General features: G+C 45.0%; 22 protein-coding genes. 10 read left to right on the forward strand and 12 right to left on the reverse strand.

Features of this window, described 5'->3' with window-relative positions; translation table 11 throughout:
• Positions 1 to 228 precede the first annotated feature (228 nt).
• From MKX30_RS11980 to MKX30_RS12005, 6 genes are all read left to right on the forward strand, one after another.
• Complete coding sequence (locus MKX30_RS11980; protein WP_254348074.1) at positions 229 to 759, forward strand: GNAT family N-acetyltransferase; 531 nt, start codon at positions 229 to 231, stop codon at positions 757 to 759.
• 160 nt (positions 760 to 919) lie between these two features.
• Positions 920 to 1,291, forward strand: a complete 372-nt coding sequence (locus tag MKX30_RS11985; RefSeq protein ID WP_028542750.1) for an iron chaperone — start codon at positions 920 to 922, stop codon at positions 1,289 to 1,291.
• 172 nt (positions 1,292 to 1,463) lie between these two features.
• On the forward strand, positions 1,464 to 2,141 hold the full coding sequence (locus MKX30_RS11990) for a tetratricopeptide repeat protein (RefSeq protein WP_254348072.1): 678 nt from the start codon (positions 1,464 to 1,466) through the stop codon (positions 2,139 to 2,141).
• 228 nt (positions 2,142 to 2,369) lie between these two features.
• Entirely contained in the window at positions 2,370 to 3,782 is a 1,413-nt protein-coding gene (locus tag MKX30_RS11995) for an efflux RND transporter periplasmic adaptor subunit (RefSeq protein ID WP_023988134.1), read from the forward strand.
• Positions 3,779 to 6,859 (forward strand): efflux RND transporter permease subunit, encoded by a 3,081-nt coding sequence (locus MKX30_RS12000; protein WP_254348070.1) that lies wholly within the window; start codon positions 3,779 to 3,781, stop codon positions 6,857 to 6,859. Before MKX30_RS11995 ends, MKX30_RS12000 begins: the two co-directional genes overlap by 4 nt.
• Positions 6,856 to 7,737, forward strand: coding sequence for a TetR/AcrR family transcriptional regulator (locus tag MKX30_RS12005; RefSeq protein ID WP_254348068.1), 882 nt, complete (start codon positions 6,856 to 6,858; stop codon positions 7,735 to 7,737). The genes MKX30_RS12000 and MKX30_RS12005 overlap by 4 nt, the downstream gene beginning before the upstream one ends.
• Positions 7,738 to 7,841: 104 nt before the next feature.
• Here MKX30_RS12005 and MKX30_RS12010 read toward each other — a convergent pair whose 3' ends face one another.
• The 10 genes from MKX30_RS12010 to MKX30_RS12055 all read right to left on the reverse strand — a co-directional run bounded on the left by MKX30_RS12010 (position 7,842) and on the right by MKX30_RS12055 (position 16,231).
• Complete coding sequence (locus MKX30_RS12010) at positions 7,842 to 8,480, reverse strand: GDSL-type esterase/lipase family protein (protein ID WP_254348066.1); 639 nt, start codon at positions 8,478 to 8,480, stop codon at positions 7,842 to 7,844.
• Between the two features lie 71 nt (positions 8,481 to 8,551).
• The gene (locus MKX30_RS12015) at positions 8,552 to 8,974 is read right to left on the reverse strand and encodes a GNAT family N-acetyltransferase (protein ID WP_023988130.1); all 423 of its coding nucleotides are present in this window, start codon (positions 8,972 to 8,974) and stop codon (positions 8,552 to 8,554) included.
• 42 nt (positions 8,975 to 9,016) lie between these two features.
• Positions 9,017 to 9,571: a nucleotidyltransferase family protein gene (locus MKX30_RS12020; protein WP_023988129.1), complete on the reverse strand. Its 555-nt coding sequence runs from the start codon at positions 9,569 to 9,571 to the stop codon at positions 9,017 to 9,019.
• 19 nt (positions 9,572 to 9,590) lie between these two features.
• Positions 9,591 to 10,844: an MDR family MFS transporter gene (locus tag MKX30_RS12025; RefSeq protein ID WP_028542757.1), complete on the reverse strand. Its 1,254-nt coding sequence runs from the start codon at positions 10,842 to 10,844 to the stop codon at positions 9,591 to 9,593.
• A 54-nt stretch (positions 10,845 to 10,898) separates the two neighbouring features.
• Entirely contained in the window at positions 10,899 to 12,614 is a 1,716-nt protein-coding gene (locus MKX30_RS12030; protein WP_071558900.1) for an ATP-binding protein, read from the reverse strand.
• 49 nt (positions 12,615 to 12,663) lie between these two features.
• Positions 12,664 to 13,728 carry a cobalamin B12-binding domain-containing protein gene (locus MKX30_RS12035; RefSeq protein ID WP_254348064.1) on the reverse strand — a complete coding sequence of 355 codons (1,065 nt, stop codon included), beginning with the start codon at positions 13,726 to 13,728 and terminating at the stop codon, positions 12,664 to 12,666.
• Between the two features lie 193 nt (positions 13,729 to 13,921).
• Entirely contained in the window at positions 13,922 to 14,383 is a 462-nt protein-coding gene (locus MKX30_RS12040) for a MarR family winged helix-turn-helix transcriptional regulator (RefSeq protein ID WP_013309820.1), read from the reverse strand.
• Positions 14,384 to 14,582: 199 nt separating this feature from the next.
• Complete coding sequence (locus MKX30_RS12045) at positions 14,583 to 15,032, reverse strand: VanZ family protein (protein ID WP_023988125.1); 450 nt, start codon at positions 15,030 to 15,032, stop codon at positions 14,583 to 14,585.
• The gene (rpiA, locus tag MKX30_RS12050; protein WP_023988124.1) at positions 15,032 to 15,700 is read right to left on the reverse strand and encodes a ribose-5-phosphate isomerase RpiA; all 669 of its coding nucleotides are present in this window, start codon (positions 15,698 to 15,700) and stop codon (positions 15,032 to 15,034) included. Before rpiA ends, MKX30_RS12045 begins: the two co-directional genes overlap by 1 nt.
• Before the next feature lie 60 nt (positions 15,701 to 15,760).
• Positions 15,761 to 16,231, reverse strand: coding sequence for a GNAT family N-acetyltransferase (locus MKX30_RS12055; RefSeq protein WP_028542760.1), 471 nt, complete (start codon positions 16,229 to 16,231; stop codon positions 15,761 to 15,763).
• Between the two features lie 467 nt (positions 16,232 to 16,698).
• Here MKX30_RS12055 and MKX30_RS12060 point away from each other — a divergent pair, with 467 nt between their 5' ends.
• The 3 genes from MKX30_RS12060 (at position 16,699) to MKX30_RS12070 (ending at position 23,426) form a co-directional block, all read left to right on the forward strand.
• Entirely contained in the window at positions 16,699 to 18,468 is a 1,770-nt protein-coding gene (locus MKX30_RS12060) for a methyl-accepting chemotaxis protein (protein WP_023988122.1), read from the forward strand.
• Positions 18,469 to 18,612: 144 nt separating this feature from the next.
• Positions 18,613 to 22,308 (forward strand): non-ribosomal peptide synthetase family protein, encoded by a 3,696-nt coding sequence (locus MKX30_RS12065; RefSeq protein ID WP_071558901.1) that lies wholly within the window; start codon positions 18,613 to 18,615, stop codon positions 22,306 to 22,308.
• Positions 22,309 to 22,427: 119 nt separating this feature from the next.
• Positions 22,428 to 23,426: a polysaccharide deacetylase family protein gene (locus MKX30_RS12070; RefSeq protein ID WP_053325209.1), complete on the forward strand. Its 999-nt coding sequence runs from the start codon at positions 22,428 to 22,430 to the stop codon at positions 23,424 to 23,426.
• Between the two features lie 90 nt (positions 23,427 to 23,516).
• On the opposite strand, the gene MKX30_RS12075 is transcribed toward MKX30_RS12070, so the two are convergent.
• Both MKX30_RS12075 and MKX30_RS12080 read right to left on the reverse strand, forming a co-directional pair.
• The gene (locus MKX30_RS12075) at positions 23,517 to 24,137 is read right to left on the reverse strand and encodes a TraX family protein (protein ID WP_339201865.1); all 621 of its coding nucleotides are present in this window, start codon (positions 24,135 to 24,137) and stop codon (positions 23,517 to 23,519) included.
• Between the two features lie 22 nt (positions 24,138 to 24,159).
• Positions 24,160 to 24,870 carry a CBS domain-containing protein gene (locus MKX30_RS12080; protein WP_028542764.1) on the reverse strand — a complete coding sequence of 237 codons (711 nt, stop codon included), beginning with the start codon at positions 24,868 to 24,870 and terminating at the stop codon, positions 24,160 to 24,162.
• A 185-nt stretch (positions 24,871 to 25,055) separates the two neighbouring features.
• On the opposite strand from MKX30_RS12080, the gene fsa reads away from it, so the two are divergent.
• Positions 25,056 to 25,703 (forward strand): fructose-6-phosphate aldolase, encoded by a 648-nt coding sequence (gene fsa / locus MKX30_RS12085; RefSeq protein WP_013309811.1) that lies wholly within the window; start codon positions 25,056 to 25,058, stop codon positions 25,701 to 25,703.
• Positions 25,704 to 25,769: the final 66 nt, after the last annotated feature.

Raw genomic sequence — 25,769 nt, forward strand, 5'->3', positions numbered from 1 at the left:
TAGCCAGTAACAGTAGGCTATTCCAGTCCACATTCATTATCTTCTAATTGCCTTTTGCCGGACGCTCCCTTGCGGATTGCGTTCAGGCGGCAAAAGGTCTGGATTCATTGTAAAATGGAGGTCATAACGTTTAAAGACTACGTTCGCTTAAAAAATTGGATTGAGGTATTAATCGTTTTGAAATACTAGGTAGAGTCTTTTGACTATAGACAGGAGGAATAAATAATTATGCAATTTGAGACAAACCGGCTCATCATTCGTGATATTTTCAGATCTGATTGGGAAAGTATACATACGTACACGTCATTGCCTGAAGTTACTAGATATACAGCCTGGGGACCGAATACAGAAGAAGATACAAAGGCATATATAGAACAAGTTTTAGCTTCGCAGCAGGAACAGCCACGACAAGACTACGAACTAGCCGTTTGTCTGAAAAATAATGGAATCCTGATCGGCGGTATGGGTATTCATGTCAAAGATACTAATGCAGAATTGGGTTACATTTTGAATCCAGATTATCAAGGGAAGGGTTATGCAGCAGAGGCAGCACGAGCGTTACTAGACTTTGGATTTAGCACACTTGCTGTCCACCGTATTTATGCAACATGTCGTCCAGAAAACAAGGCTTCTGAGAAGGTTATGCAACAGATCGGAATGCAACGTGAAGGTTTGATGCGTGAACACTGGTACTATAAAGGCGAGTTTCATGATTCATGTTTGTACTCTATTCTTGCTGAGGAATATAACAGGACATAAACGGTGTTTTTTATATCTAAATATATTTTTGATTATTCAACAGACAATTACTCCTTGAGAAACATGTTACTGCGATAAAATGATATTTAAACCATTTAATGAGAAATAAGTTTGAGGAACTTTTCTGCACGATATAATTTTTAATTAAGGAGGGAACAACATGGAAGCTTTTGCAGAATATTTAGAGCATATTGATAACCCCCAACATCGGGCCCGAACGCAAGAGGTTTTGGCTTGGGTAACCAAGAAGTTTCCAAATTTAATGGAAAAAATTGCGTGGAATCAACCTATGTTTACGGATCACGGCACATTTATTATTGGCTTTAGCGTAGCCAAACATCATTTGGCCGTTGCCCCTGAAAAGGCAGGGATTAATCATTTTTCGGAGTTAATTGTGCAGGCTGGCTATGATCACACCAAGCAGTTGGTACGTATCCAGTGGGATAGTCCAGTTGATTTCTCATTACTTGAGAAAATGATCGAGTTTAATATTTTGGATAAGGCAGACTGTTCAACCTTTTGGCGGAAATAAAAAAAGGTTCCTTTTCTCGTAAAACTATACATCGAGCATCACAAATAAGTATTTCTCTTCTCGCCCCCTCTACCATCCTTCCAAATCTCATCATGCTAATGACCCTTAAAGTGACCCTATGCTATAATGTGGAAAGTATGGATTGTTACATGCACAGGAGGATTGGAGCAGAATGATTGGGAAATTTTTAATTTTCTCTCTACTATGGAGTTTGCTCGGCAACCCGTTTTTGGCAATGCTCGTACTCCTAATCGTGATCTATATATTAGATCGCAGCTTTGTCGGTGTATTGCCCAGCATCAGCAAACCATGGAAAAGAAGACGCAATGCCGCTCGATTGCGCCAACAGATTACGCTAAACGCCAACGATGTGGCTGCCAAGTTCGATTTGGCACGTATCTGGATCGAAAGCAAGAAATATCCGCAGGCTTTGGAGCTGTTATTGGAAATTGAATCCCGTTATGAAGAATCAGCAGACTATTGGAACGCACGGGGAACGGCTGAAGTACACACAAACCATCTGGAGGTTGGAGAACAGCATTTATTGAAAGCACTGGATATTAACCCGCGGGTGCAATACGGTGAGCCTTATTTGCATTTAGCCGCTGCTTTCAAAGAACGTGACGTAAATAAGTCACTTCATTATCTGCAGCAATTTCAGGAGATTCAGTCTTCTTCCAGTGAGGGCTATTATCTGACAGGCTTGATGTACCGTATGCTGGGACGCAAGGATGAAGCCACTATAGCCTTTAACCAGTCCATTGCCGTCTATCGCTCGCTGCCCAAATACCACAAACGAAGTGAGCGCAAGTGGGCTGCACGCAGCTTATTCCGTAAATTAATCGGCTAAACAGCTTATATTTATTTTCTTAACGACCTTTCTCTTCTTTTGAGAAAGGTCGTTTTTACGTTTGTCTACCATGTACTTCCACGGACCTGAATCGGCTCCCTTTCGCTTCCTGAATTTGGGGCATTTTTTTGTAATCAGTTGTTGACATGCCACAAATCAGGTCATATAATCCGTTTATGAACTGATGAGTTTATGCATAAACTTTAAAGTACAAAAAAGACAGAAAGGATGATCATCTTGTTAAAACCCAGTCTCTACATATCTGCTATATTCATTCTTCTGTTCACCTCAGCTTGCTCATCTACAGGATCGAGTGATCAAGAAGCAGCAGAACAACAAAATCAAAAGGTAGAAGCGATGGTTGTTAAAAAAGAACCGCTGTCTGCTTCTTTTGACCTTTCAAGCACGCTACAGCCCTATGAGGATACCTCCGTATCTTTTGAGTTATCCGGACTGATTCGCGACACAGTTGTCAATGTGGGAGACTCCGTATCCCAGGGGCAGATCTTGACGATGCTTGATTCATCCAGCTACCAGCTACAACTGGAGCAGGCTAGTACAGCTATCCTTGAAGCACAGGCAGGTATCAAAAATGCTACAGCTGCCATTTCAAGTGCAGATGCCTCCATTCAATCCGCCGACGCGCAAAAGGCAGCAGCTCAAGCTGGAGTTAACAAAGTGAACAAGGGTGCCCGTGAGCAGGAAAGGGCACAGGTCCGTACCAAAGTGCAAAGAGCACAGTCCGCTTTGACTAAAGCACAGGCTACCGCTGAACGCACCAAGCTTTTATATGATCAGGGAGCTGCAACCAAAAACGATTATGAAAATGCACAGCTTGCTTTAACCAACGCCTCCAGGGACCTGGAGGATGCACAAGATGCCCTCTCCTTAATACAGGAGGGAGCGACAATAGAAGATCGGCAATCGGCAGCATCCAGCTTGCACCAAGCCCAAGCCGGGAAAGAGTCTGCCATCGCCGCGAAGGAACAGGCAGTAGCCACTAAAGATAACGCTACTGCAGCATATCAGCAAGCGGTCATTGCCAAAAAGCAAGCCGAACTTTCCCTCTCCAAGACAGCTTTAAAAGCCCCCATTTCCGGCGTTATTCTGGAGAAAAAAGCAACGGTGGGACAATTGGCGAGCGCTGGACAGCCGGTATATCGTATCGGACAAATCGACAAGCTCAAGGTGCTGCTCCCTGTTCCCGATCATGAAATCACGAACTGGAAGCAAGGTCAGACCGTCCAGCTTCAACTGTACGATGAGAACAGAGAAGGAACGGTCAGTAAAATTTATCCGGCCACCAACACCAATACGGGCAGTATCAACGTGGAAGTGATTGTTCCTAACACCCAGCATGATTGGGCCCCGGGACAAGTCGTAAAGGCAGGCCGCCAATTGACCCAAAGTGAGCAAATTTTGCTCCCAGCCAAGGCTGTCATTAATAACGGTACAGATACTTTTGTCTATAAAGTGGTGAACAACAAAGCGGTCAAGACGGTCGTGAATGTCGGTCAGATGTCCAACAATAAGCTCGAAATTACCAAGGGGCTGAATGTCGGGGATCGTATCGTTACCACCGGAGTAAACCTGATCTACGATGGGCTGCTCGTTCAGATCATGGGGGGAACGAGCAAATGATTGCATATTTTATCAAAAAGAAAAAACTGACCCTCTTTATGTTTATCATGTCGATTGTTGCCGGGCTGTATAGTGTCTCTCAGCTTCCCCGGCAGGAAACGCCGGATATTATCAAGAAAACCGCTGTGGTCACGACCCTCTACCCTGGAGCTACACCCCAAAAGGTAGAACAAACGGTCACAAAGCCTCTGGAACAAAAAATGAAAGAAATCAATCATATTAAAAAGATTTCTTCTACATCCGAAAATGGACTTTCGACGATTATCATTGAGACAGAAGGCAACGCCAATGCCACAGAAGCCTGGGATACATTACGCAAAAAAATGAACGATGCCCAGTCTTCTCTGCCCACAGATGCTCAAAAGCCTCTCGTTAACGATGATTTGAATAAGGTATTTATCCATTCCTACGCCATCACGGGGGACTCTGTGGAGCAATTGTATCAACTAAATGATATGGTGAAATCGTGGAAGGATCAATTAAAAACCATTCCCGGTGTATCGGAAGTAACAATCAAGGGATTACCGGATCAAGAGGTTCAGATTCAAATTGATGCTCAAAAGCTCCAGCAGTACCATATCAGTTGGGAACAGCTCATGAGTGCAGTGCAGAAGGAAAATGATCAATATCCGATAGGCAATCTGGATTACAATGAACGTACCTATCGCTTGAATGTAAAGCAGTCCAAGGATGCTCAGGATTTGAGTAAAGTCATTATTTCCAGAACAGACAGCGGCGCTCCTGTGTATCTCAGTGATGTGGGCACCGTATTGCTTACACATAACACCAGCAGCTATATGGCCTTTTTTAACGGTAAACCAGCTATTACACTGACGATTAACGGTAATACCGGCTCTGACGTAGACACGATTTATAGCAAAGTAAATAAAGAAATGCAGTTGTTAAAACCAAATCTGCCTAATACGTTTCAACTGAATACGTTATTTTCACAGACCGAGCGGATTGATCATATTTTTCATGGCTTGACCCGTGAATTGCTGTTTGCCATTGCGGCGGTTGTGATCGTATGTACATTGGGCTTGAATCTGATTACATCCTCTTTTGTGGCACTGGCTATTCCTATTTCAATCGCCATAGGTCTCATTATTCTCCCTATGCTCGGAATAACATTGAATCAGGTTACGGTCATTGGCTTAATTATTGTAATGGGGATTCTAGTCGATGATGCTGTGGTGGTTAATGATAATATTGAACGCAGAATGATGACCTTGGGCGAGAGTCCCAAGATAGCAGCATTAAATGGAACGAAAGAAGTTTCCATTTCCATTTTGACCGCAACCCTGGCAACTGTAGCCTCCTTTGCCCCGCTGTTCTTTTTATCAGGCGATGCAGGCTCCCTTATCAAACCATTACCGTTTGCTGTTATCTTTACGTTATTGGCTTCCATGCTCATGTCCTTTACCGTCATCCCAATCTTTAGAGAATGGTATGGACAACGAAATCAAAAAACGCCCAACTCCACCATGAAGCCGTCGGGACTGCTGGGAAAACAAATTGATGCTCTTCGTAACGTATATACCAGCAAGCTGATTCCGAGAGTCATTAAGCAACCTGGATTATATGCTGCATTAGGATTATTGATCAGTACCACGCTGTACGGCATACTTGCTCTGATTCCGATCGACCTGTTCCCCAGAACCAACGATCCGGAATTAAGCATTAATGTGCGTATGCCTACAGGTACTTCTATAGAAGAAACCAAGCGGGTCACCGAGGATATTGCCAAATGGGTGAAGCAGCAACCTCATGTGGAAACGATCAGTTATGCGGCTGGCGGCGACGCTCCCCGGTTGTTTCAAGATATGACCGCTGACGCCAAAACAGGCACAACCGTGGGTCAAATTGCTATTATTGGGGAAGAAGGTGCATTTGATCCCGATGAAATGGCAGACAAATGGCCCTCCATCTTAAAGGATCGTTATCCGGGTCAATCCATTTCCTTGAAAATAGCCAAAGTGGGGGTGCCTCTCGGTAAGCCGATCTCCATTCGGATTTTAGGCAATGATGTAGATCAGTTGCGTTCGTTGTCACAGCAGTTAAAAGAAGGCATTATGGCTACCAGAGGAACACAGGACATACAAGACAATATGGAAAATGAAGGCTATACGTTGGATTTCCAAATCAACAAACAAGCGATGGATCAATATCAGGTAAGCAATAATGATCTGACACGTACACTCTTGTTAATGGGTAATGGCGTGAGCTTTAGCCGATTTGATACGGGGAAAGATTTGATAAATATTAAGCTGAAGCTAAGCCAAACCGATCAAAATCCTGAAATTTTGTTTCAGCAATTGAATGTGACCAATGCCAATGGTGTTCAAATCCCTTTATCTCAATTGGCTGAGTTGAAGCCATCCTTTGCAACACAAAAAATTAACCATTATAATTTAAAGCGTTCGATTACTGTTGAAGCTGAAGTTCACGGGCGTACAGCTTCCGAAGTCATGAAGGACGTCAAGCTTAAATTGCAGGACATTAAATTTCCTCCAGGCTACACTTGGGAAATTGGCGGCGAGATTTCAGGACAAGATGACATTTTATCAGAAATAGGATGGTTATATGTTGTCGTCATACTATTAATCTTCATGCTGATCTTTTTGCAATTTTTTTCTTTCTCGACTCCACTCATCATATTGACTACCGTGTATATGGCAGCAGCAGGCGGATTTCTTGGCTTGTTCATTCTAAATACGCCGGTTAGTTTTATGGGCGTGTTGGGCTTAATGACCTTGGCAGGTATTGTCGTACGTAACGGCATTGTGCTGATTGAGTTTATTGAGGATGCAAGACGTGAAGGGATCGAACTGAAGGAGGCCGTTGTTGCAGCGACCAAAGCGCGTTTCCGCCCCATATTGCTTACTTCGCTGACAGCCATTGTCGGTCTGATTCCGATTGCTCTTATTGGGGAACTTATGTTTAGACCTCTGGCGTATACCATTATGTTTGGATTGATGTACTCGACCATTCTTACGATGTTTGTGGTTCCGTCCCTGTATATGGTTATTGCCCGCTGGAAATTAAAGAGACAGAGCAAAAAATTGGGGGTACAATGAAAAAAATAACAAGTGAAGATATCATATATGCTGCCCTTTCCCTATTTTCAGAAAAGGGATACGATGCCACCTCGGTCGATGAGATTGCACGTGAAAGCGGGATGGTGAAGGCTTCCTTTTATAAATACTTTCAAAGTAAAGAAGAGTTGCTGCTGGGGACAATCGTCCTGATTGAAAAGCTTCTTGATGCAGATATTAAAGAACTTTATTTGAAGCACCAGCTACCTTCCCGTGAAAAGTTGAGACAACTGTATTTGATTGCGCTGAGCCGGATTTATAAGAATAAAGTTCATTTGCTGGTATACTCCGTTCCTTTAATCGGTTCTAAGGAAGAAAAAATCGCACAAGCCATTGATCGTGTTGAACATCATTTATCTAACGTGATGATTGATTTATTAATTGATGCTTATGGAGAATCCATAAAAAACTATGCGTATGATATTGAGTTTGTCGTCAAAAGCATGATTGTCAATTCCCTCCGATTGAGCGATTCAGAGCTGTCCTGGACGGAGCAGCAAACACTGGCTGAATTTATGCTCAGCATTACGGATATGCTAGCACAAGGAATGCTGAGCCCTGATGTTCAACATCAAATCATGTGGGGCCGCGATTCCGTATTCCATGAAGATTCTGATCAAATCTGGACCAAGGGAAAACAAATCTCCTATGCACTGCAACGTATGGATACGGTTCTGAAACAAACTAAATTAAATGAAGCTCCCCGGAATGAATATGTGCAAATCCTAAGCAGATTAAAGGGTGAACTCTCAGAAGAAAACGTGGAAATAGCTCACGTGAAAGCCCTCCTTCTATTTTTGGGTCAGCTGCCCGAGTTACAGGCGGACTGCACCAAGTTGAAAGCTATATTGGAGATTTAGCACGCCGAAATGCATAAAAAGAGGTTCATGATGGTCAGTTGCTACTGCCATGATGAACCTCTTTCTTTAATATACTTTGTCCGATCCCAAGCATCCTCTCACGCTCAGCGTAACGGCGCATAACCAAGCCGATTCAGCTCTTCCGCAATCACACGATAACCACGACTGTTCGGATGCACCCGGTCTAACGAAAGTAGTGCCCGTTCATAGCCCTCAAATGCGGGATAAATGTTCGCCACCCGGTAATTGGGTCCGCCCAATGTGTAGAGAAACGAGTTGTACTGGCGCACATATACTCCCGCCTCCCTTACCTCAGGAAAAGGATTATATAATCCCACCATCCGGATGATACATGGCTCACGCTGACCGGATTTTATCTGATACAGGGCATGTACAATTTGGCGCACATGTTCTTTGGTGTGATTCAGCGCTTGCGAAATGGAAGAACCTGACGAGCCGGAACCTCCAGCAAGGGCGCTGATGTATGGGCGCAGATCATTCCCGCCGATCGTTACCGTTATAAGTTCAGCCCGGCTGAGCGCCGACCGAAAAAGCGGATTGTTGCGGACCATTGACAGCAACTCCTGCGATGTCAGCCCGTTGATTCCCAGATTCTCGTAACTGACTGGCGTACGGAGATGTCTTTCTGCCATTCGCCGATAGATAGGTACAAATCCGCCGCTCAGCAACGTCCCCGCACCTGTTGTTAAAGAATCTCCAATCGCTGTATAGTGGTACGCCAATGAAACCCACCTCCCTCTTTCTACATAACATATCTTATGTAGAAAGAGGAACGCGGGACCCGGAGATTCGCTTATTCTTCGTCTATTTCATATACACAATGGAATTGCCCACCATCCGGCAAATCCTCTGATCCATATACGGCAAAGCCCACATTGCGGAAGAAATCTGCCCCCTCCGCATCCGTGTCCACAGTAAGCCGTTTCGGATTACGCTCCTGAATAAGCGTAAGCAGCATACCTCTGGCATATCCTCTATGACGGTTTTCAGGCAACACGGCCAGATGGCGAATTACGGTTGTTCCATCCTCCTGCTCCTCAAAGCCAACAATACCTACAATAAGTCCTTCATCTTCTACACCGAACAGCTTCCAGTCATCCGAGGCTTGATAGGTACGTAAAGCTGCTTCTCCGCGTTCAGGATGATCCAGCACAGCGTAGGTTAACAGCTCCAGAACCTCCTCACGATCTGAATCTGTTTTTATATTTTTAAACATTGTATGTCGTCTCTCCTTAATATCCTGAAATTAGGATTACCTCTAATTCTCCATAATAAGCAACGGCCAGTTATCAAGCCACTGCTTCTCAAATACACGCTGACGAAAAGCCGTTGTGTGACGAAACAAAGGACTTTGCCGTACCCGCATATCCAGCAGATCTTCCAATCCATGCGGACAAATGACCTCTATTTGATCCTTGTCATTCAATCTAACCGCCACAGCCGTTGCCGTCTCTGGCCAGCGGCTCATCGCATCCTCTATCGAGGAATAAGGAGCCTCTCCGTTGCGAATATGCATCCGAGCCTGATTTTTGACAGACCAGTTACGTCCAGCCTGCTTACGGTTCAAGGACAATTCTAGATACTCATCTCGTTCCTCTAGCGTATTTTTCGGGTCAAAGTAAATAACATCAATATCGTTTAAAGGTGTAGCAGTTGTATAGCCATGGAGCTTGTCCCAAACCCGGTTACGTACATAGCCTGCGGCAATACATCCTTGCGGCAACTTCAGCTCTCGCACATATCGCAAGTCTTGCAGTACCTGCGGATCATTCATATATTGTATGATTCGTAGCACATTTTCTTCCGACTTCATCCTGCACTCAACTCCCTTTTTATGATGACAGTTGCTGCACCGATTCTCCTCCTTGAGCCGCGATCCGTGCTGTACGCTGCGCCAGACGGCGGCGTGCGACCAGAAGAAACGGAATGCCAATCACAACCGACAGGGCAACCGGAACAAAAACGGCAAGCGGCGCCGTTTGACCATAGATATCCAGCAACCAGCCACCAAATAAAGGAGCCAGCACGCTTCCCAAATTATTAAAGCCGATTGTACCGAAGTAGGTCCCTTTATATTGAGCATCTGCAATTTGGTCAATCAGTACGTCCAACATCGTGAACAATAACACTTCACCAACCGTAAACAGCACCATATCCAGTATAAACATCCAGCCTGAGTTTAGCATACCGCACAGCAACAGGCTGACCGCAATACATATATTCCCTGCAATCAAGGAATTCACCGGGGAAAATCGACTTGCCAATCGCACCAGCGGATATTGAAATGCCAATACACAAACCGCGTTGACCGTCAGCATGTATGTAAACCATCGGGTTCCTTCTGCGAAGGATAAGGACAAGAATTGAGGCATTGTGGAATTGGAATGAGCATAGCCCATCACACAAAATACCGTTCCCAGCAAAATCGGCATAAACACCGGATCACGGCTGGCTGTACGGAATGCCTCGCCCATCCGCAGTGGAGCCTCTCCCGCCGTTGTACCTATATGCAGATCCGATGCATACCGGGCAAATTGGATCAACAACAGTACCCCGTACAATGCGTACACACCAGCAGCTACCATAAACGGCGTCCCCGTGGATGCAGATCCTAACATTAAACCAAGCAACGGCCCTGCCACCACCCCAACATTAATGGCTGCATATCTCATATTGTAGATAAGCAGTCTTTTCTCCTTCGGGGTTACATCTGATAACAGTGCCCGTGAGGTTGGCTCGAACAAGGATCTGCACAGTCCATTCAGAGCATTAATGACAAAAAAGGCCCAGGCCGCTTCCGCCAACGCAAAAGCAACGAATACAAGCGCCCAGCTCGCAATGGACACCAGCATCACCTTTCGCCGTCCGATTCGATCTGAAATATATCCACCGTAAAAGCTGGCAAAAATGCCGACCAACGAGCTGACCGATACGATCACCCCCGTATGAAAGGGGGACACCCCTAGACGGGTGGTAAGGTAAATAGACAAAAACGGGATACTCATGGATGTCGCCATCCGTCCAAAAATTGTACCGACAATAATCGTCCAGGCCAGCGGGTGAATGGAACGTAACTGTTCTTTCATATATGTCTCTTACGTCCTCCTTCCGTATGCAAGTCTAACAAGGGGGAAACCTGTCTAGCACTGGTGAATATAGCGTTCCAGCTCTAAACACGTTGCTTGATAGACAGATTGGAGCGCAGACAACTTCGCTTTCGCATTCTCAAGTCGGTTCTCCCGTGCAAGCTGTTCAATATCGGACAGCAACGAGGACAAACGCCCGACACCCAGACTCACGCTGCCTGATTTCAACTCATGAGCAGCCTCTACTACTTTTGTGGCTTCGCCCGCAGCAGCCAGTTCTCTTAACCTATTGATTTTGGCAGGTGTATCACTAGTATACATTTCGACCAATGACTCCAGTAGTCCCGTGCTGCCATCCTCGTCCAGCATCATAATTTCACGTATAACTTCCTCATCCAAAATCGGCTTGGTTTCAGGCTTTGGAAGCCATTTGACAAGCTTTTCAGAGAGCCTTTCAATCGTTACTGGCTTCATCAAGTAATCGTTCACTCCAACCTCCTGGCCCCGTGCCTGATCCTCCTCGGACACATTTCCGGTCAAAGAAATGATTGGCACAGGTGGTTGCTGGTTTTCTGCTTCCCGCTGGCGGATCGCTTTCGCCGCATCATGACCATTCAGCAGAGGCATATGATGATCCATTAGAATACAAGCGTAGGATCGTTCGGAGGCCGCTCTTACAGCAGCTTGTCCATCCTCAGCAAAATCAATATGCTGGAATCCCAAGTGGTTAAGCTGTAATTGCACCACCTGACGATTTACCCGATTATCCTCAGCCACCAAAATAGTTTGAGAATGACTGTGCTCACGCAGCAACTCGCTAAACACCTTCAAATCACCAGTTTCATGCTTCTTCATTTCGTCTGCCTGCTCCGATCCTTTCATGAAGGGAATTTCAAACCAGAACGTAGAGCCTTGGCCTTCTTCACTGACGACCCCAATTTCTCCCTGCATGAGTTCCACAAATGAACTGCATATCCATAGCCCCAGACCCGTTCCTCCATATTGGGAGGCGCTTCCTTCACCGGCCTGTACATAGGGCTGAAACAGCTTATTCTGATCCTCCGGTGAAATCCCAATACCCGAATCCTGCACCTCAAACCGAACACGTTGGGAATCTTTTGTTTCCTCCACTAATTTTGTTCGAACGATGAGCAATCCTTCACTCGTAAATTTATTCGCATTGTTCAACAGATTGAGCAAGATCTGCATGATCCTTGCCGAATCTCCCTCCAGATGCTCTGCCACACTGGTATCGGTCTCTATACTCAACCGGTTACCCATCTGATAGATTTGCGGCTCCAACAACTGGGCAACGTGACTCATAATCGCCTGAACTCTGACATTTCCGATCTCCAGTTCCATCTGTCCTGCTTCCACTTTGGATATATCAAGCAGATTATTAATCATGTTCAACAACAGGGAGGCTGACTCACGTATCACACCGATGGCCTGCCGTTGATCTGGGGAAAGTTTGGATGAACCTAACATTTCGATCATTCCAAGTATTCCATTCATTGGCGTTCTGAATTCATGACTAACCACAGCCAGAAAAGTGCTCTTTAGGTCATTAGCCCGTACCGCTTCTTCCTTCGTCCGTGTTAATTCCGCATTACTTTTGGCAAGCTGACGCTGCAGATTGACCAGTTCGTTGTTCATTGATGAAAATTCATTCAGCAGCTTTTCTTCCTCAGCCTTGCTTTTCACAATCTCATCCGTTAATTGTTCGACCGTTTTCCGCAGGACAGCCATTTCTGCTGTCGGTTCCTTCATATTAAAAGGCCCCCTTTACAAAATGACTTACAGGTTCACAAAACTAACCTTATTTCCTGAGCGAAAGTAAGTCACCTGCAACCTCCAGCGCTTCCTCCGCACCTGGCGCGTATCCGTCCGCCCCTACTTCCTGCCACAAGTGGGAATCGAGATTAAAAGGCCAGCCTCCGACCATAATTTTCACATGGCTAGTAGTTGGGTCTTGCCGAATGAGAGCAATCAACTCTTTCACTAAATGGACATGGTAAGCCATGGTAGCTGAGATAGCCACCACATCCGCCTTGTAACTCACAATGGCCTGAAGCAGACTCCGGTTAGGTACATTGGCACCTAAATAATACGTATCCCAACCATCCATTTCAAATATATCAGCCAGCATACGCAGACCAAATTCATGCTGCTCGCTGCCTACACACGCCGCCACGAGGCAGCGTTCCTTACTTCCACTTCCCATCCATCTGGGGTACAGGCTGGAAATAATAAATTGAGTCGCGGCAGTGCAAAAATGCTCTTGACCGACGGTGATTTTGCCTTCATGCCATAGACGGCCTATTTCATATTGCGAAATTTGAAAAATATATTTATACGTATGTTGAATAGAGATACCCTCATCCAGCAAACGGACGATCCAATCCAAAGCCTGTCTGCGATTACCTGAGAGTAAATATTCCAAATATTGAGCCGCATTAGCAGCATAAGGATTATCATCTGTAATAAAAGAGGCATACTCCTCTTTCTTCCCAATTTGCTGTATCCCCAAATCCAGATGCTCCAGCACCATGGTTTTATCCGTATGATCGAAGTGCTCTATCAACGTCTGCTGGATTAATCTGAAATTGATGCTCAAATCTTCTTGGGTTATGCCGAAACCCTCCAGAAGCTTTTTTAACCAGGAAACATACTGTGTAAATAAAATAGGGCTGTTCATGATTACACTTTCAGCTAAATAGTTCAAACTATATATAGAATCCTGTTTTGTCTTTATTTTACCGTTATCCCCAAAACGCTGCAAAAGATCGGGCTGTAATTCGTATTGCTTATGGGTAACTAATTCAGCCAAAGCTCCTGCTTGCATCAATAGCGATTCACCTGCGGTATATTGCTGTATACTCATGTACAGCTCCTTCCCCGACAAGGTATTTGTATTCGAAACAGATACTGGGGATTTGTTCCAGACGTGACTATTAGACAATTATACCTGATTTGCGTCTCTACATTAACCCTACTCCCCAAAATACGACAAAAAAATAAAATACCGAGAAGTCGGTATTTTATCTAAAAGCAGTTTTAACCTGCATACGCACAATTTATGATCCGTTACTCTTCTGCCCCTCAGCCGTTAGTCCAAGCTTTTTTAACAGATGAATAGCCTGCTCTTTCTCTTCCACAGATAAGCCATCTACGGTCTCCATAATGACACGATGATGCTGCGGGAATATTTGCTCAAAGAAATGACGTCCATCATCAGTCAATTCTGCATAAATCACACGCCGATCATCTTGTGATGCACGACGGGTAAGCAAGTTTTTTTTCTGAAGTTTATCTACCACGTACGTAATATTCCCACTAGAGATTAGTACCTTTTCTCCAATCTTCTGCAAAGGCTGTGGTCCCCGATAATACAGCAGATCAAGCACTCCAAATTCTGTTGTATTTAATCCATGACTATGAATGTCCCGATTTGTACGGGACGTGACCGAATTATAAGCACGAGCCAGAACAACGAACAAATTAAGTGCTAAGTCCTGATCATCTGGTTTTACAGACATATTAACAGCCTCCGTTACTCATATCTTTATTCCAAGATATCTTAATTGTGCACTTTTGTCAAGTTTAAGCGTTCCTTTCCCTGCTCTTACGGCCTATAAATGGAGGAATTACCGTCTATTATGAGAAGGTTACAGTTCATTATGTAAAAAAAGCCCGCTCTCAGCCAGTCTTAAAGCACTGATCCAGAGAGCGGGACGATTATGTTGTTATCCCTAACTTCTTACGTACAAATACGTAGGCAACACGGCCGCATAATACTCCCAGAACATTCAGTATGATGTCATCTACATCCATTGTACCTGCGCCCAGTAGCATTTGGGACACCTCAAGAATGACCAGTGCGATCACTATCGTTAACAACAGACTGCCTATACTTCGCATGGACACCCAAATGATAGGCACAAGGATACCGAAGGGAATAAATACGCCAATATTACCGAGCAAATTAACACCCCATACCCGAAAAGGAAACGACTCCATTGCCCGCCAGTATTGCCTAATCGTATCAAACGGAACAATATTATACGAATACGGGGGGCCTGGTCGTAATGTACGACCAAAACCGAGAAACATCCAATATAATAGAAGCCCTGTATATAAAATCAATAACATCAATGCCACATGATGAAGCAGGCGGGTCCTAGACATTACTTGTTACGGACGTCGATCTGTCCATTGGCCCGTGCGATAATAACCTGGTCCGCCATATTAATGAACAGTCCGTTATCGACTACACCCGGAATTTGATTCAAGCGGATTTCCAATTCCTGCGGATTCTCGATCTTACCATAGCGACAATCGGCAATATAATTACCATTATCCGTAAGGAAGCGCTCGCCGTCTTTCATACGCCATTCTGCTTTACAGCCCGTCCCCCGCAAAGCCTCCAACGTCCACTCACTGGCAAAGGGTACGACCTCAACGGGTAAAGGAAATGCACCCAGCACCTTCACATCCTTGGACTCATCGACAATAATGATTAATCGGTCGCTATTGCTTTCCACAATTTTCTCTCTCAGCAGGGCTCCGCCTCCACCTTTCACCAGTACCAGTTGCTCGTTCACTTCATCTGCACCGTCGATGGTAACGTCAAGCCTTCCAATCTGATCAAACGGAATGATGGGAATTCCCAGCTCCCTGGCCTGATCCTCCGAGGCTTGGGATGTAGCTACAGCCTGTATATGTAATCCTTGTGCTACACGCTCACCGATTTTTTGAATAGCCCAAAAGGCTGTCGAGCCTGTACCAAGTCCTACTTTCATGCCGTCCTGAATCGCCTCAACTGCTTTTTCGGCCGCTTTTTGCTTCAAATTCATTATCATCTCTCCCGCTATATAGGCTAGTATTGATCATCATCCATTTTATAAGAGAACGCTTTATAATAACAGAGACAGCTTTTTACCATAACAAAGGCTGTTTTCATCGTGTTCATACTCCCCAAACCGTTCAATAGGTTCGTATCCCCGCTTGGTATAGAGAGCAATCGCTTCAGGTTGAGCCGCTCCGGTCTCCAGTTTAATTCTTACAACTCCTCGTTTGCTGGCTTCCTCTTCCAAAAAAGATAATAGACTCACCGCAATTCCTTGTCTGCGATAAGAGGAATCGACATAAAACCTTTTGAGCTCCATTTCTTCCGCATCTATAGGCCTAAGCCCTCCACAAGCCACCGGTTTTTCGTCCACATACACAACAGCGAAAACCATTTTTTTAACTTTCGGATTGGAAAAATCGACCAAGTAAATTTCGTCGGCAGGATACCTTTCCAGCAAGTCCTCATCCAGCCTTTGAATCAACTTATGCAGATCCTCATGATTACTCTCAACCTTTAAAATCGTAAGCTTGGACATTCTTCTTATCCCTCTTCTCTTTACATGGATATAAGGACTCATTTCGCAAACAATTCACAAAAACCGCGCTAAATCAAGCATTTCCAACGTCAAATATGAAAAATGTCCCAAATTGATAAGTGCATTTGACTCTATTATAAAGTATGATGGTTTCTGTTGAATAGTTGCTTATGGACTGTAATGAAGTCGAATTTCAAGTAGAAGTATAAATTGGAATATACTGAAACACAGACAGCGTTTACCTATTAAAAATTAATTTTTTATTGTGTAAGGTATTCATTTCAAGGGCTTTTCGTACGACATATATATAGGGATATCATACTTGTCTATAAAAGGACTTAAGACCTATTACTTAAAATTCAAGGGTCTATGATCTCGATTAATATGTTTGTAAGGGGGACTTGATTATCTCATTCGATAAGCGGTTCAACACCATATACAAAAATACAACCAGGGAGTGGAACATTTTGAAAAAGTGGAGTAGCTTATCATTCTTCACCAAAAACTTATTATTATCCTTCTTCAACATCGTATTGATTGGGCTAGTCCTTATTGTGTCCAGTTATTTGATCCAACGTACGATTTTGATAGACCAATTGCATGGGCAAGTGGAAAAAATCACATTGAAGTGGGCCCAGGGCATTAATTCCGATGAAGTAACCCAAGCGGTTCAAGAGAAAAATTATGATGGACCCGTTCAAACCAAACTCCGCGCGTATCTAGATAACATCATGGCGACGAATCCGAATATCTCTCATGCTTATATTTTCGGGACGGAGCTCGAAAATGGCAATCTAACATCTATTGTGGCGATGCCAACGGATCTCAGAGAAGCATTTGAAAAAGATAAGCTGCTCGTTGGCTCCATGTACGAGCAACCCAATGTCGTAGCAGTAGGCGTAACCGGTATGCTGGACAGTGGCAAACCAACATTCACCAGCTTCTACGATGATTCTTTTGGTACATGGACGACTTTGATGACTCCGATTAAAGATCCAAGTGGCAAAATCTTTGCATATTTTGCAGTTGATGCAGATGCCGGTGCCGTACCTGCAGGATTGACCAAGCTGCTCATTAGCGGCGCTACCATTTTAGTGATTTTCCTACTGATCTGCCTGGCGCTTCAATATTGGGTTGTGAAACGCACGCTGTCCCCGATTAAGCAACTGATGTACGGTATCAGTGAAGTAAGCAGAGGAAATCTGGATGTTCAAATTCATGCAGGTCATGATGATTTGGGGCTCGTGAATCAGAACTTCAACAATATGGTAAGTCATATTAACAGCATTATGACCAAAGTGAAGCAGACAACGGATGAAGTCAATGAATCTGCCAAGGAATTACTCGCAATCTGCGAGCAAAACGGAATCAATTCCAACATCATCAATCAAAACATCAGTGAAATCACGGAGAATATCCGTTCGCAGGAAAAAGCAACAGGTGATAGTGCACGTGCCATGGCTGAAATGGCTTCGGTAATTCAAAATATTGCCACTAGTTCTTCCAATGTTGCGGAGGAAGCCAATTCGGTAGAGAAACGTTCTAATGAAGGCAACGAGATTGTAGGTAAGGTATCATCCCAAATGCACTTGATTACCGATACAGTAACCAATACTTCCCGTATCATCAAGTTGCTGGACAGTCGTTCGCAGGAAATTGGCAATATCATCAGTACCATTTCAGGCATCTCCAGTCAAACCAACCTGCTCGCTCTGAACGCTTCTATTGAAGCTGCGCGCGTTGGCGAAGAAGGTAAAGGCTTTGCCGTTGTTGCCAGTGAAGTACGTAAGCTGGCAGAACAATCTGCGGATGCAACCAAACAAATTACGTCCCTGATTGAAGAAATTCAAAGTGAAATCGGACAAGCTGTGAAGTCGATGGAGCAAGGAAACGTTGAAGTTCAAAACGGAATCGTCGTTGCCGGACAAGCAGGCGTGCTGTTCAATGATATTCTTCAAGCAACTAAAAATGTAGCATGGCAAATCCAAGAAGTATCCAGTGCTACTGAGCAAATATCTGCGGGTACACAGGAAATGACAGCAACAGCAGACGATCTTTCTTCCACCGTAACCAAAACAGCCAATAACAGTGTTCACATTGTGCGAACGGTGGAGGAACAAAAAGCTTCTTTGGATTCGATCATTGATTCATCCCATAAATTGACATCCATGTCTGAAGAGCTTCAAGAAATTACATCTTATTTCAAAATTGCAGACACCAACCGTACCAAATCATAATAACCATTTATCGACTCCAAAATTTATTTCATAAGTAAATCATTCGGTAATGCCTCCCTCCTGTTCATGCATTTGAAGGGATCGGAGGCATTTACTGAGTTTATCATTTATATTAAGACATCATACATTCAGGAGGTTAGCGTAATGGCTTCATTACTACAAAACAGCACACAGACAATCCCATCCCCATTCCTAGTTCCCTTGGATTGTGCACGTATACAACGCAAGCATACATCCTCTACTTATCAAGTAGAGTTAGAAGCGTCCATCTCGGAACAATTAAATCAGCAAAAAACTGCGGAAGACAAGCAAGCGTTGCTCTTATCAGCATATACTGCATGGGTATATCGCCTATCCGCAGAAGAAGAAGTTTCTTTTTCTACATTTGTGCCACAAACCGGTCTGCTTACAGCTTCGCTGACAGTCGAAAAGGAAACGACTTTTCATGAACTAGCAGACTTATTTCAGGACATGCTCCGTGAGCCTAATGCATACCTTGCGGAACCACAAGCCGATACTTCATTTTCGGCAAATCTGCCTACGGACAGCGGTGTAGAATCCCGTATTATGGACTGGGCTGTTAGTGAACACAATGGCGCTTATCAAATACAGATACGTTATGATCAATCACTCTTGCTGGAAACAACGGTTGTCCGATACGCAGAATACTTTGAAACCCTTTTGCGTGGCGCGCTAACCAACAGCCATGCACTTGTGAATTCCATTGATATATTATCGGATGCGGATCGAGCTGCTCACGAAGCTTTAAATAATACAGTTGTGAAATATCCTGAGCACCAAACTATTCATGGAATGTTTGAGGAGGCGGCTTCACAATATCCTGATCGTCCGGCTATTGCTTCACACACTGGAGAGTACACGTACCGTGAGTTGAACGAACGTGCTAACCAAGTCGCACGTGTCTTGTTATCCAAAGGTCTTACCAAAGGTGAATTCGTGACTATCTTCATGGAACGGAGCTTAGAGACCGTCATTTCACTGCTTGGTATCCTGAAAGCCGGAGGTGTATATGTACCTGTTGATCCCGCCCACCCTGCTGACCGGAGTAGCTACATTGTCGAAGACACGCGTTCTCCTTTTGTCTTAACAACTTCCGCACTCATGGAACAAGCGACTGAACTGTGCGGTTCGATTGAGACGGTAAAAGAAATTTTAGCGATTAACGGGCCACTGGCAGGCTATGCTGCAAGCAATCCGAACGTTAATGTAAGTCCGGATGATCTAGCTTATGTCATCTATACATCCGGCTCTACAGGCAAACCGAAAGGTGCCCTGATCGCTCACCGTGGTGTCGTTAACCTAGGAGCTGTCGTGCAACGCGATTGCGACATTACACCTCAGGATGTGTTGACCCAATTTGCGACCTACAGCTTCGATGCATCCGTTTGGGATACAATTGGAGCCTTGTTTTACGGTGCAAAATTGTACTTGCTGTCTTCCGAAGAACGTGTATCTGTTGAAGAATTCGCTGAAGCCATTGCACGTACAGGCACGACGATTATTACCATTTTGCCGACCGTATTCTTTAATCAGCTATCTACGTACTTGTCAGACGAAGGCTATCGCAAACTCGCTAAGGTACGGATTGTTACCGTGGCAGGCGAAGCGCTGTACGGCTCACAAGTTCGAGCGTTCCAAAGCAAATTCGGTACAGATACCGACATCGTAAACGTATATGGACCGACAGAATGCACCGTAGCAACGACGACCCATCGGGTCCGTGGTGCCGTGCCTGAGCATGTCGTCAATATTCCGATCGGCAAGCCTATTTACAATTACAAAGTGTATATCGTTAACGATGATAACAAGCTTTGCCCTGTCAATATTCCGGGTGAAGTATGCATTGCTACTCCTGCATTGGCCCATGGCTATCTCCATCAGCCAGAACGTACAGCCCAATCATTCGTGGACAATCCTTTTGTTCCGGGTGAAAAAATGTACCGCTCGGGTGATATCGCCAAGCTGCTGCCAGATGGTACAATTGAATACGTAAGCCGCAAGGATTCACAACTCAAAATTCGGGGGAATCGGATTGAAATTGGAGAAATTGAAGACCATTTTTCCAAACATCCAGGTGTTCAGGACGTCGCTGTAGTAGCCGTCAAAGATCACACAGATCAGAACATGTTAGTTGGCTATTTTACCACTTCGGATGGACAATCCATTCCACAAGACGTTATTCAGTCTTATATTGGGGGCAAGCTGCCTTCTTATTTTGTACCAAGCCATGTCGTTCATCTGGAAGCCATGCCAATTTCACCAACTGGCAAGATCGATCGCAAAAAGTTGGCCCTGCGACCACTTCCGGAAGCGTCTGATCTTTCATTTGGCGGGGAACCTCTCCGAGAAGGAACCGAAACACTTATTGCCGAAGCATGGACTCAAGTGCTTGGTAAAAATAACATTGGCGCTACCGATGATTTCTTCCTGATTGGGGGCGATTCGCTTCGTGTCATTCATGTGCTGGCTATTCTAAAGCCGCGCTATGGCGCGCTGCGCATCGGAGATTTTTTCCGCTACAAAACCGTTCGCGAGCTTGCTGAATATGTGGAACAATTAGGTACGGAACAAACGCCGCAACGCAAGCCACTTGCGATTTCTCAAGAAAAAATGGACTTGAATGAGCATCCTATTGAGTTGTCTGGTGCTTCTGACTTAGCTGAAGTCCGCGACTTGCGCGTGATCTTGTTGACCGGTGCTACAGGCTATCTGGGCTCGCACATTCTGTATGACCTGCTTCAACGGACAGAAGCCAAAGTATACGCGATGGTACGCCCTTCTCAGGACGGTCCATCCGGTATCGAGCGTATTCAGTCCGTATTGATGGGATATTTTGGACAAGATATCTCCAGCTTGATCGAAGGACGGGTAAAAGCTGTCTATGGGGATCTGGAGCAAGCTGATCTTGGTCTCTCTTCCGTCGACCGCCATATGCTGGAGCACCAAATCGACGGCATCATTCACAGCGCCGCTGACGTTCGCCATTTTGGTGATTCGGCAGCTTTCGATCGCACGAATGTGACCGGTACACTGGAACTGCTGAAAATCGCCCAAGCCAAGCCGGGAGTATCGTTCCATCATGTCTCCACTATGGGGATACCGGAGGATCTTGCAAACGAAGGAAAATGGGAGTCGGCATTGGAGCTTTCTGCCTTCCCAGACGAATTGAACGTGGACAACCTGTACACGAACAGTAAACTCGCAGCAGAGAAGCTATTGTTCCAAGCAGCTCAAGCGGGTACGCCTGTCTCGATCTATCGCGCGGGTAATTTGACAGCCCATTCGGCCAACGGACGCTTCCAGCGAAATATCGACAGCAATGCTTATTATCGCATGATGAAGGCGATGCTGCTGCTGGGCAAAGCGCCACAAGCCGATTGGCATACGGACTTCACACCGATTGATTACGCCAGCCGTGCTATCGTAGAGCTGTCCGTTCATCAAAAAAGCGCAAACCGCATTTTCCATATCTGCAATCCGAACCCACTGCCATATGATGAACTGATCGCTATGGTAAACCAACTCGGTTACGCAGTAGAAACCCTGCCTTTTGACGATTACAGCGCTTGGCTGCTGAATCCGTCTTCCGGCATTCAGGAGGATGCACTTCACCTTGCTATGGGACAACTGGAAGGTGACGGAGCCAAGGATTCAGCTTACCGTTACGGATGCTCTGTAACCGCAGCTCTGCTGGAACAAGCTGGCGTTCAATGCCCGGCAACCGACCTTAACTTTATTCGGAACATGATCCAGCATGCCGTCGAGATCGGTTACTTCCCGACCTCTTCATCGGTATCTGTAAAAGCAACACAGAGGTAACAAAGTTGTGATATTTCCCCCGCATGTTTTCGGTATGATAGACTAGATTTTGCTAGTTTCATATTTAGTATAAACCTCTATACTTTCAGAATTTTTTTGCATGCGGGGGATGTCATTCAATGAAACACACTTTTTTTAAAAGAACGTTGCTAATCATAAGTTTGTTGGCTATTTTAGGGATTTTGGTGTATGAAGCACGTAGCATATACCACACACCTACAGTTAAAGGGACTCATCGTACACGTACAGCTCATGCAGATCGACTGGTACGCCATTTATTCTCACTGACGCCTACACCAGATAAAGTATATTACCAAAACAAAGTCATTGTCCTGATGTATCATGAGGTGACCAAGACTCCACCTGATCCCGGCGCTCTCAAGCTTAGTAATTTAACGAGGCAGTTGGACGAAATGAAAGCTAACGGCTTCCACTGGATCACGATGAAAGAGTATACCGACTTTATTTTACATAAAGCCAAGGTTCCTGATAATGCGGTACTCATGACATTCGACGACGGCTATGAGTCCTTTTACACGGACACTTTTCCCGTGTTGAAAAAGTACCAGGTACCGGCAACCAATTTTCTCATCACGTCCACGATCAGCAATCCCAAGCACATTGGTATTCCAAAGCTCACATGGGATCAAATTCATCAGATGCATGCCGAAGGCATTGATTTTTACAATCACACCAATGACCAGCATGCTTACGGATACTCCAACACAGCCCGCACCAAACAAAAGCCGCTTCTGATGGGCCCGGTGTATTCGAAAAAGCTGGGGCGAATGGAAACAGAGAATGAGTTCAAACAGCGGGTTTATACCGACTTGGACATGGCTGACAAGAAGCTGTTCAAGCATCTACACAATGATCAGAATGTACTTGCCTTCCCTTATGGTGGGTATACCAAGGAGACGTTGGAAATTTGCCGTTCCTTGGGAATTGACGTTACATTCACGGTAAAACGGGGGATTAACTCGCCTGGGCAAATGAACGGCTATCGCGTCAATGCAGGTGGAATACACAATATTCCAGAAGTATTGGTGCAATACATGAAGGAAGGTGCTCCTCTTCGCCCACTTCCTTTTGCCCAAGGTCCCAACAAGGTATCCTAAACATTGGCTAGCTTAATAAAGGATAAAAAAGAACCTTTAAAACCATTTATGTCGTGGTTTTAAAGGTTCTTTTGCTGTATGAGATGTAGATTAGGGCCAGATGCGAATTGTCGCGATAACAGCCAGATGTACCGGGTAAAAGCTGCGCCACAACCAACGCGGTACCCGACTATAAAATCCGCTCTCTCCCGTTGCAAAACATACGATCAGAATGCTGGACAGCAGACTAAAGTGTTGGAGATTTGCGTGGTGCACCATATCATACACAACGTTCAAAGCAAAATGGGCTGCAATCATCATATATGAGCGAGTGTATCGATAAATGAGAACCAGCAGTAGACCATAGGCCCCGTAATCCATCTGGCTGAACTCCATGACCAGAGCTGTAAGGACGTACAGACCCGTTACAGCCGCCCAATGCTTCAAGCGGGATGCAGCAGCCAGCGCGAGCAACGAGGCCAGTAGCGTCCAGATTACATTCGGTCTGTATACATCAAACGCCAGCATATAGGGCACCTGAGAAATCAGAGCCAGCCCGAGTAGACGGAGCATATAGCTCCGCATATCTCGGGTACGGGTATACCCCATATACAGCGCGTAGGCATAGATTGGAAAAGCAAGTCTGCCGGCAATTCTCCAAGCCGGATCCGTCGGAAAAAACACAAGTCCGACATGGTCAATCAGCATCGTCAGCATGGCCAACCAATACATACAAGGCCCCCTTATTCATCTTTTACGTTTTTTCTTCTGTCAAGCTCAGAATGGCGTTCATGATGTCCGTTTTCGTAACCCGCCCTACCAACCCTTGAATTGGAGTTGAGGAGCTACATTGCTCGTCCAAAACTGGAAGACAATTGACCTGATGCCGAATCAGTCTCGATATCGCTTCCAGTAAAGAGTCTTCTGGAGCAAGCGTCGTCATTTGGGCCCGGCGCGTCATTGCCATGGTCACCGGGACGGTGTGAAGATCGGTATGCCCCAGCATGACCTTCAGCAAATCCTTGCGCGTAACAATTCCAATGAGCTCCTGCTCCTCCCCTGTGACCATCAGCGTGCCTGTATTTTGCTGAAACAGCATCAGCACCGCATCATAGGCGGTCGTTTCACCGGAAATCAAAATCGGATCACTAAGTATATCCGCCACAGTCAGCTTTTTGAGCATGTTGCCGATATGACTATCATATTTGGGGTAACGTCCTGGCAAGTAGCCTACCTTCGGCTTGGCATCCACCAGCCCGAGCATAACGAGCAGAGCAAGATCAGAACGGAGAGTCGGACGCGTCAGTCCCAGTGTTTCAGCAATTTTATCCCCTGTTACAGGTGCCAGACGCTGGACAATATCAACAATTTCCCGCTGTCTTTCAGACAGTTGAATAATGATTACCTCCTTATGAAGTGGGGTAGTATATATTATAAATGAGCATAGATCGGTAAATTTCAGCATCTTCCGACAATTCATCAAATTTTAATCATAGACAGCTTGTTTTCAAATTTAAAATGTGTCACAATTAAGGATGTAATACATACTAATTATAAGTTTAACGTGTGCAATATGCTACATTTAAATGAGCTAGTGTACATCGCATGTGATATGTATTATGAATTATATAAACCTGAGGAGGAAATCAAATGAAATTTTTCTTGGATACTGGTAACATTGAAGAAATCAAACGTATTGAACGTTTGGGTCTGGTTGATGGTGTAACAACGAACCCTTCACTGATCGCTAAAGAAGGTCGAGTGTTCAAGGAAGTCATTCAGGAGATTTGCAGTATCGTTGAAGGTCCCGTAAGTGCTGAGGTTATTGGTCTGAAGGCTGAAGATATGCTCAAAGAAGCTTATGATATCGCCAAGTGGGCACCGAACGTGGTTATCAAGCTTCCTATGACCGAAGACGGCTTGTACGCTTGTAACGAGCTGACCAAAAACGGAATCAAAACGAATGTAACACTGATTTTCTCCGCGGCTCAAGGTTTGATGGCAGCCAAAGCTGGCGCTACTTTTATCAGCCCATTCGTAGGACGTCTGGATGATATCGCTGTTGATGGTATGAAGCTGATTCGTGAACTAAGACAAATTTTGGACATCCATGGTCTGAAATCCGAAATCATCGCGGCATCCATCCGCAACATTAAGCATGTAGAAGATGCTGCTCTGTCTGGTGCACATATTGCCACCATTCCAGGTTCCTTGCTCCCTTCTCTGTGGAAACACCCGCTGACAGACAGTGGTATCGAACGCTTCCTGAAGGACTGGGAAACTGTACCTAAAGCTTAATTCGCCAGTCATGGCAAACGATATTATATCAACCTAAACAGCCCGTATTTTATGGGCTGTTTTTTT

Source organism: Paenibacillus sp. FSL P2-0173, assembly GCF_038008045.1.
GTDB lineage: Bacteria > Bacillota > Bacilli > Paenibacillales > Paenibacillaceae > Paenibacillus > Paenibacillus polymyxa_B.

Excerpts from the sequence above, each read along its gene's own strand:
- MKX30_RS11980 (WP_254348074.1), top strand. The coding sequence starts at position 229 with ATGCAATTTGAGACAAACCGGCTCATCATTCGTGATATTTTCAGATCT.
- MKX30_RS11985 (WP_028542750.1), top strand. The coding sequence starts at position 920 with ATGGAAGCTTTTGCAGAATATTTAGAGCATATTGATAACCCCCAACAT.
- MKX30_RS11990 (WP_254348072.1), top strand. The coding sequence starts at position 1,464 with ATGATTGGGAAATTTTTAATTTTCTCTCTACTATGGAGTTTGCTCGGC.
- MKX30_RS11995 (WP_023988134.1), top strand. The coding sequence starts at position 2,370 with ATGATCATCTTGTTAAAACCCAGTCTCTACATATCTGCTATATTCATT.
- MKX30_RS12000 (WP_254348070.1), top strand. The coding sequence starts at position 3,779 with ATGATTGCATATTTTATCAAAAAGAAAAAACTGACCCTCTTTATGTTT.
- MKX30_RS12005 (WP_254348068.1), top strand. The coding sequence starts at position 6,856 with ATGAAAAAAATAACAAGTGAAGATATCATATATGCTGCCCTTTCCCTA.
- MKX30_RS12015 (WP_023988130.1), bottom strand. The coding sequence starts at position 8,974 with ATGTTTAAAAATATAAAAACAGATTCAGATCGTGAGGAGGTTCTGGAG.
- MKX30_RS12020 (WP_023988129.1), bottom strand. The coding sequence starts at position 9,571 with ATGAAGTCGGAAGAAAATGTGCTACGAATCATACAATATATGAATGAT.
- MKX30_RS12025 (WP_028542757.1), bottom strand. The coding sequence starts at position 10,844 with ATGAAAGAACAGTTACGTTCCATTCACCCGCTGGCCTGGACGATTATT.
- MKX30_RS12030 (WP_071558900.1), bottom strand. The coding sequence starts at position 12,614 with ATGAAGGAACCGACAGCAGAAATGGCTGTCCTGCGGAAAACGGTCGAA.
- MKX30_RS12035 (WP_254348064.1), bottom strand. The coding sequence starts at position 13,728 with ATGAGTATACAGCAATATACCGCAGGTGAATCGCTATTGATGCAAGCA.
- MKX30_RS12040 (WP_013309820.1), bottom strand. The coding sequence starts at position 14,383 with ATGTCTGTAAAACCAGATGATCAGGACTTAGCACTTAATTTGTTCGTT.
- MKX30_RS12045 (WP_023988125.1), bottom strand. The coding sequence starts at position 15,032 with ATGTCTAGGACCCGCCTGCTTCATCATGTGGCATTGATGTTATTGATT.
- rpiA (WP_023988124.1), bottom strand. The coding sequence starts at position 15,700 with ATGAATTTGAAGCAAAAAGCGGCCGAAAAAGCAGTTGAGGCGATTCAG.
- MKX30_RS12055 (WP_028542760.1), bottom strand. The coding sequence starts at position 16,231 with ATGTCCAAGCTTACGATTTTAAAGGTTGAGAGTAATCATGAGGATCTG.
- MKX30_RS12065 (WP_071558901.1), top strand. The coding sequence starts at position 18,613 with ATGGCTTCATTACTACAAAACAGCACACAGACAATCCCATCCCCATTC.
- MKX30_RS12070 (WP_053325209.1), top strand. The coding sequence starts at position 22,428 with ATGAAACACACTTTTTTTAAAAGAACGTTGCTAATCATAAGTTTGTTG.
- MKX30_RS12075 (WP_339201865.1), bottom strand. The coding sequence starts at position 24,137 with ATGTATTGGTTGGCCATGCTGACGATGCTGATTGACCATGTCGGACTT.
- MKX30_RS12080 (WP_028542764.1), bottom strand. The coding sequence starts at position 24,870 with ATGCTGAAATTTACCGATCTATGCTCATTTATAATATATACTACCCCA.
- fsa (WP_013309811.1), top strand. The coding sequence starts at position 25,056 with ATGAAATTTTTCTTGGATACTGGTAACATTGAAGAAATCAAACGTATT.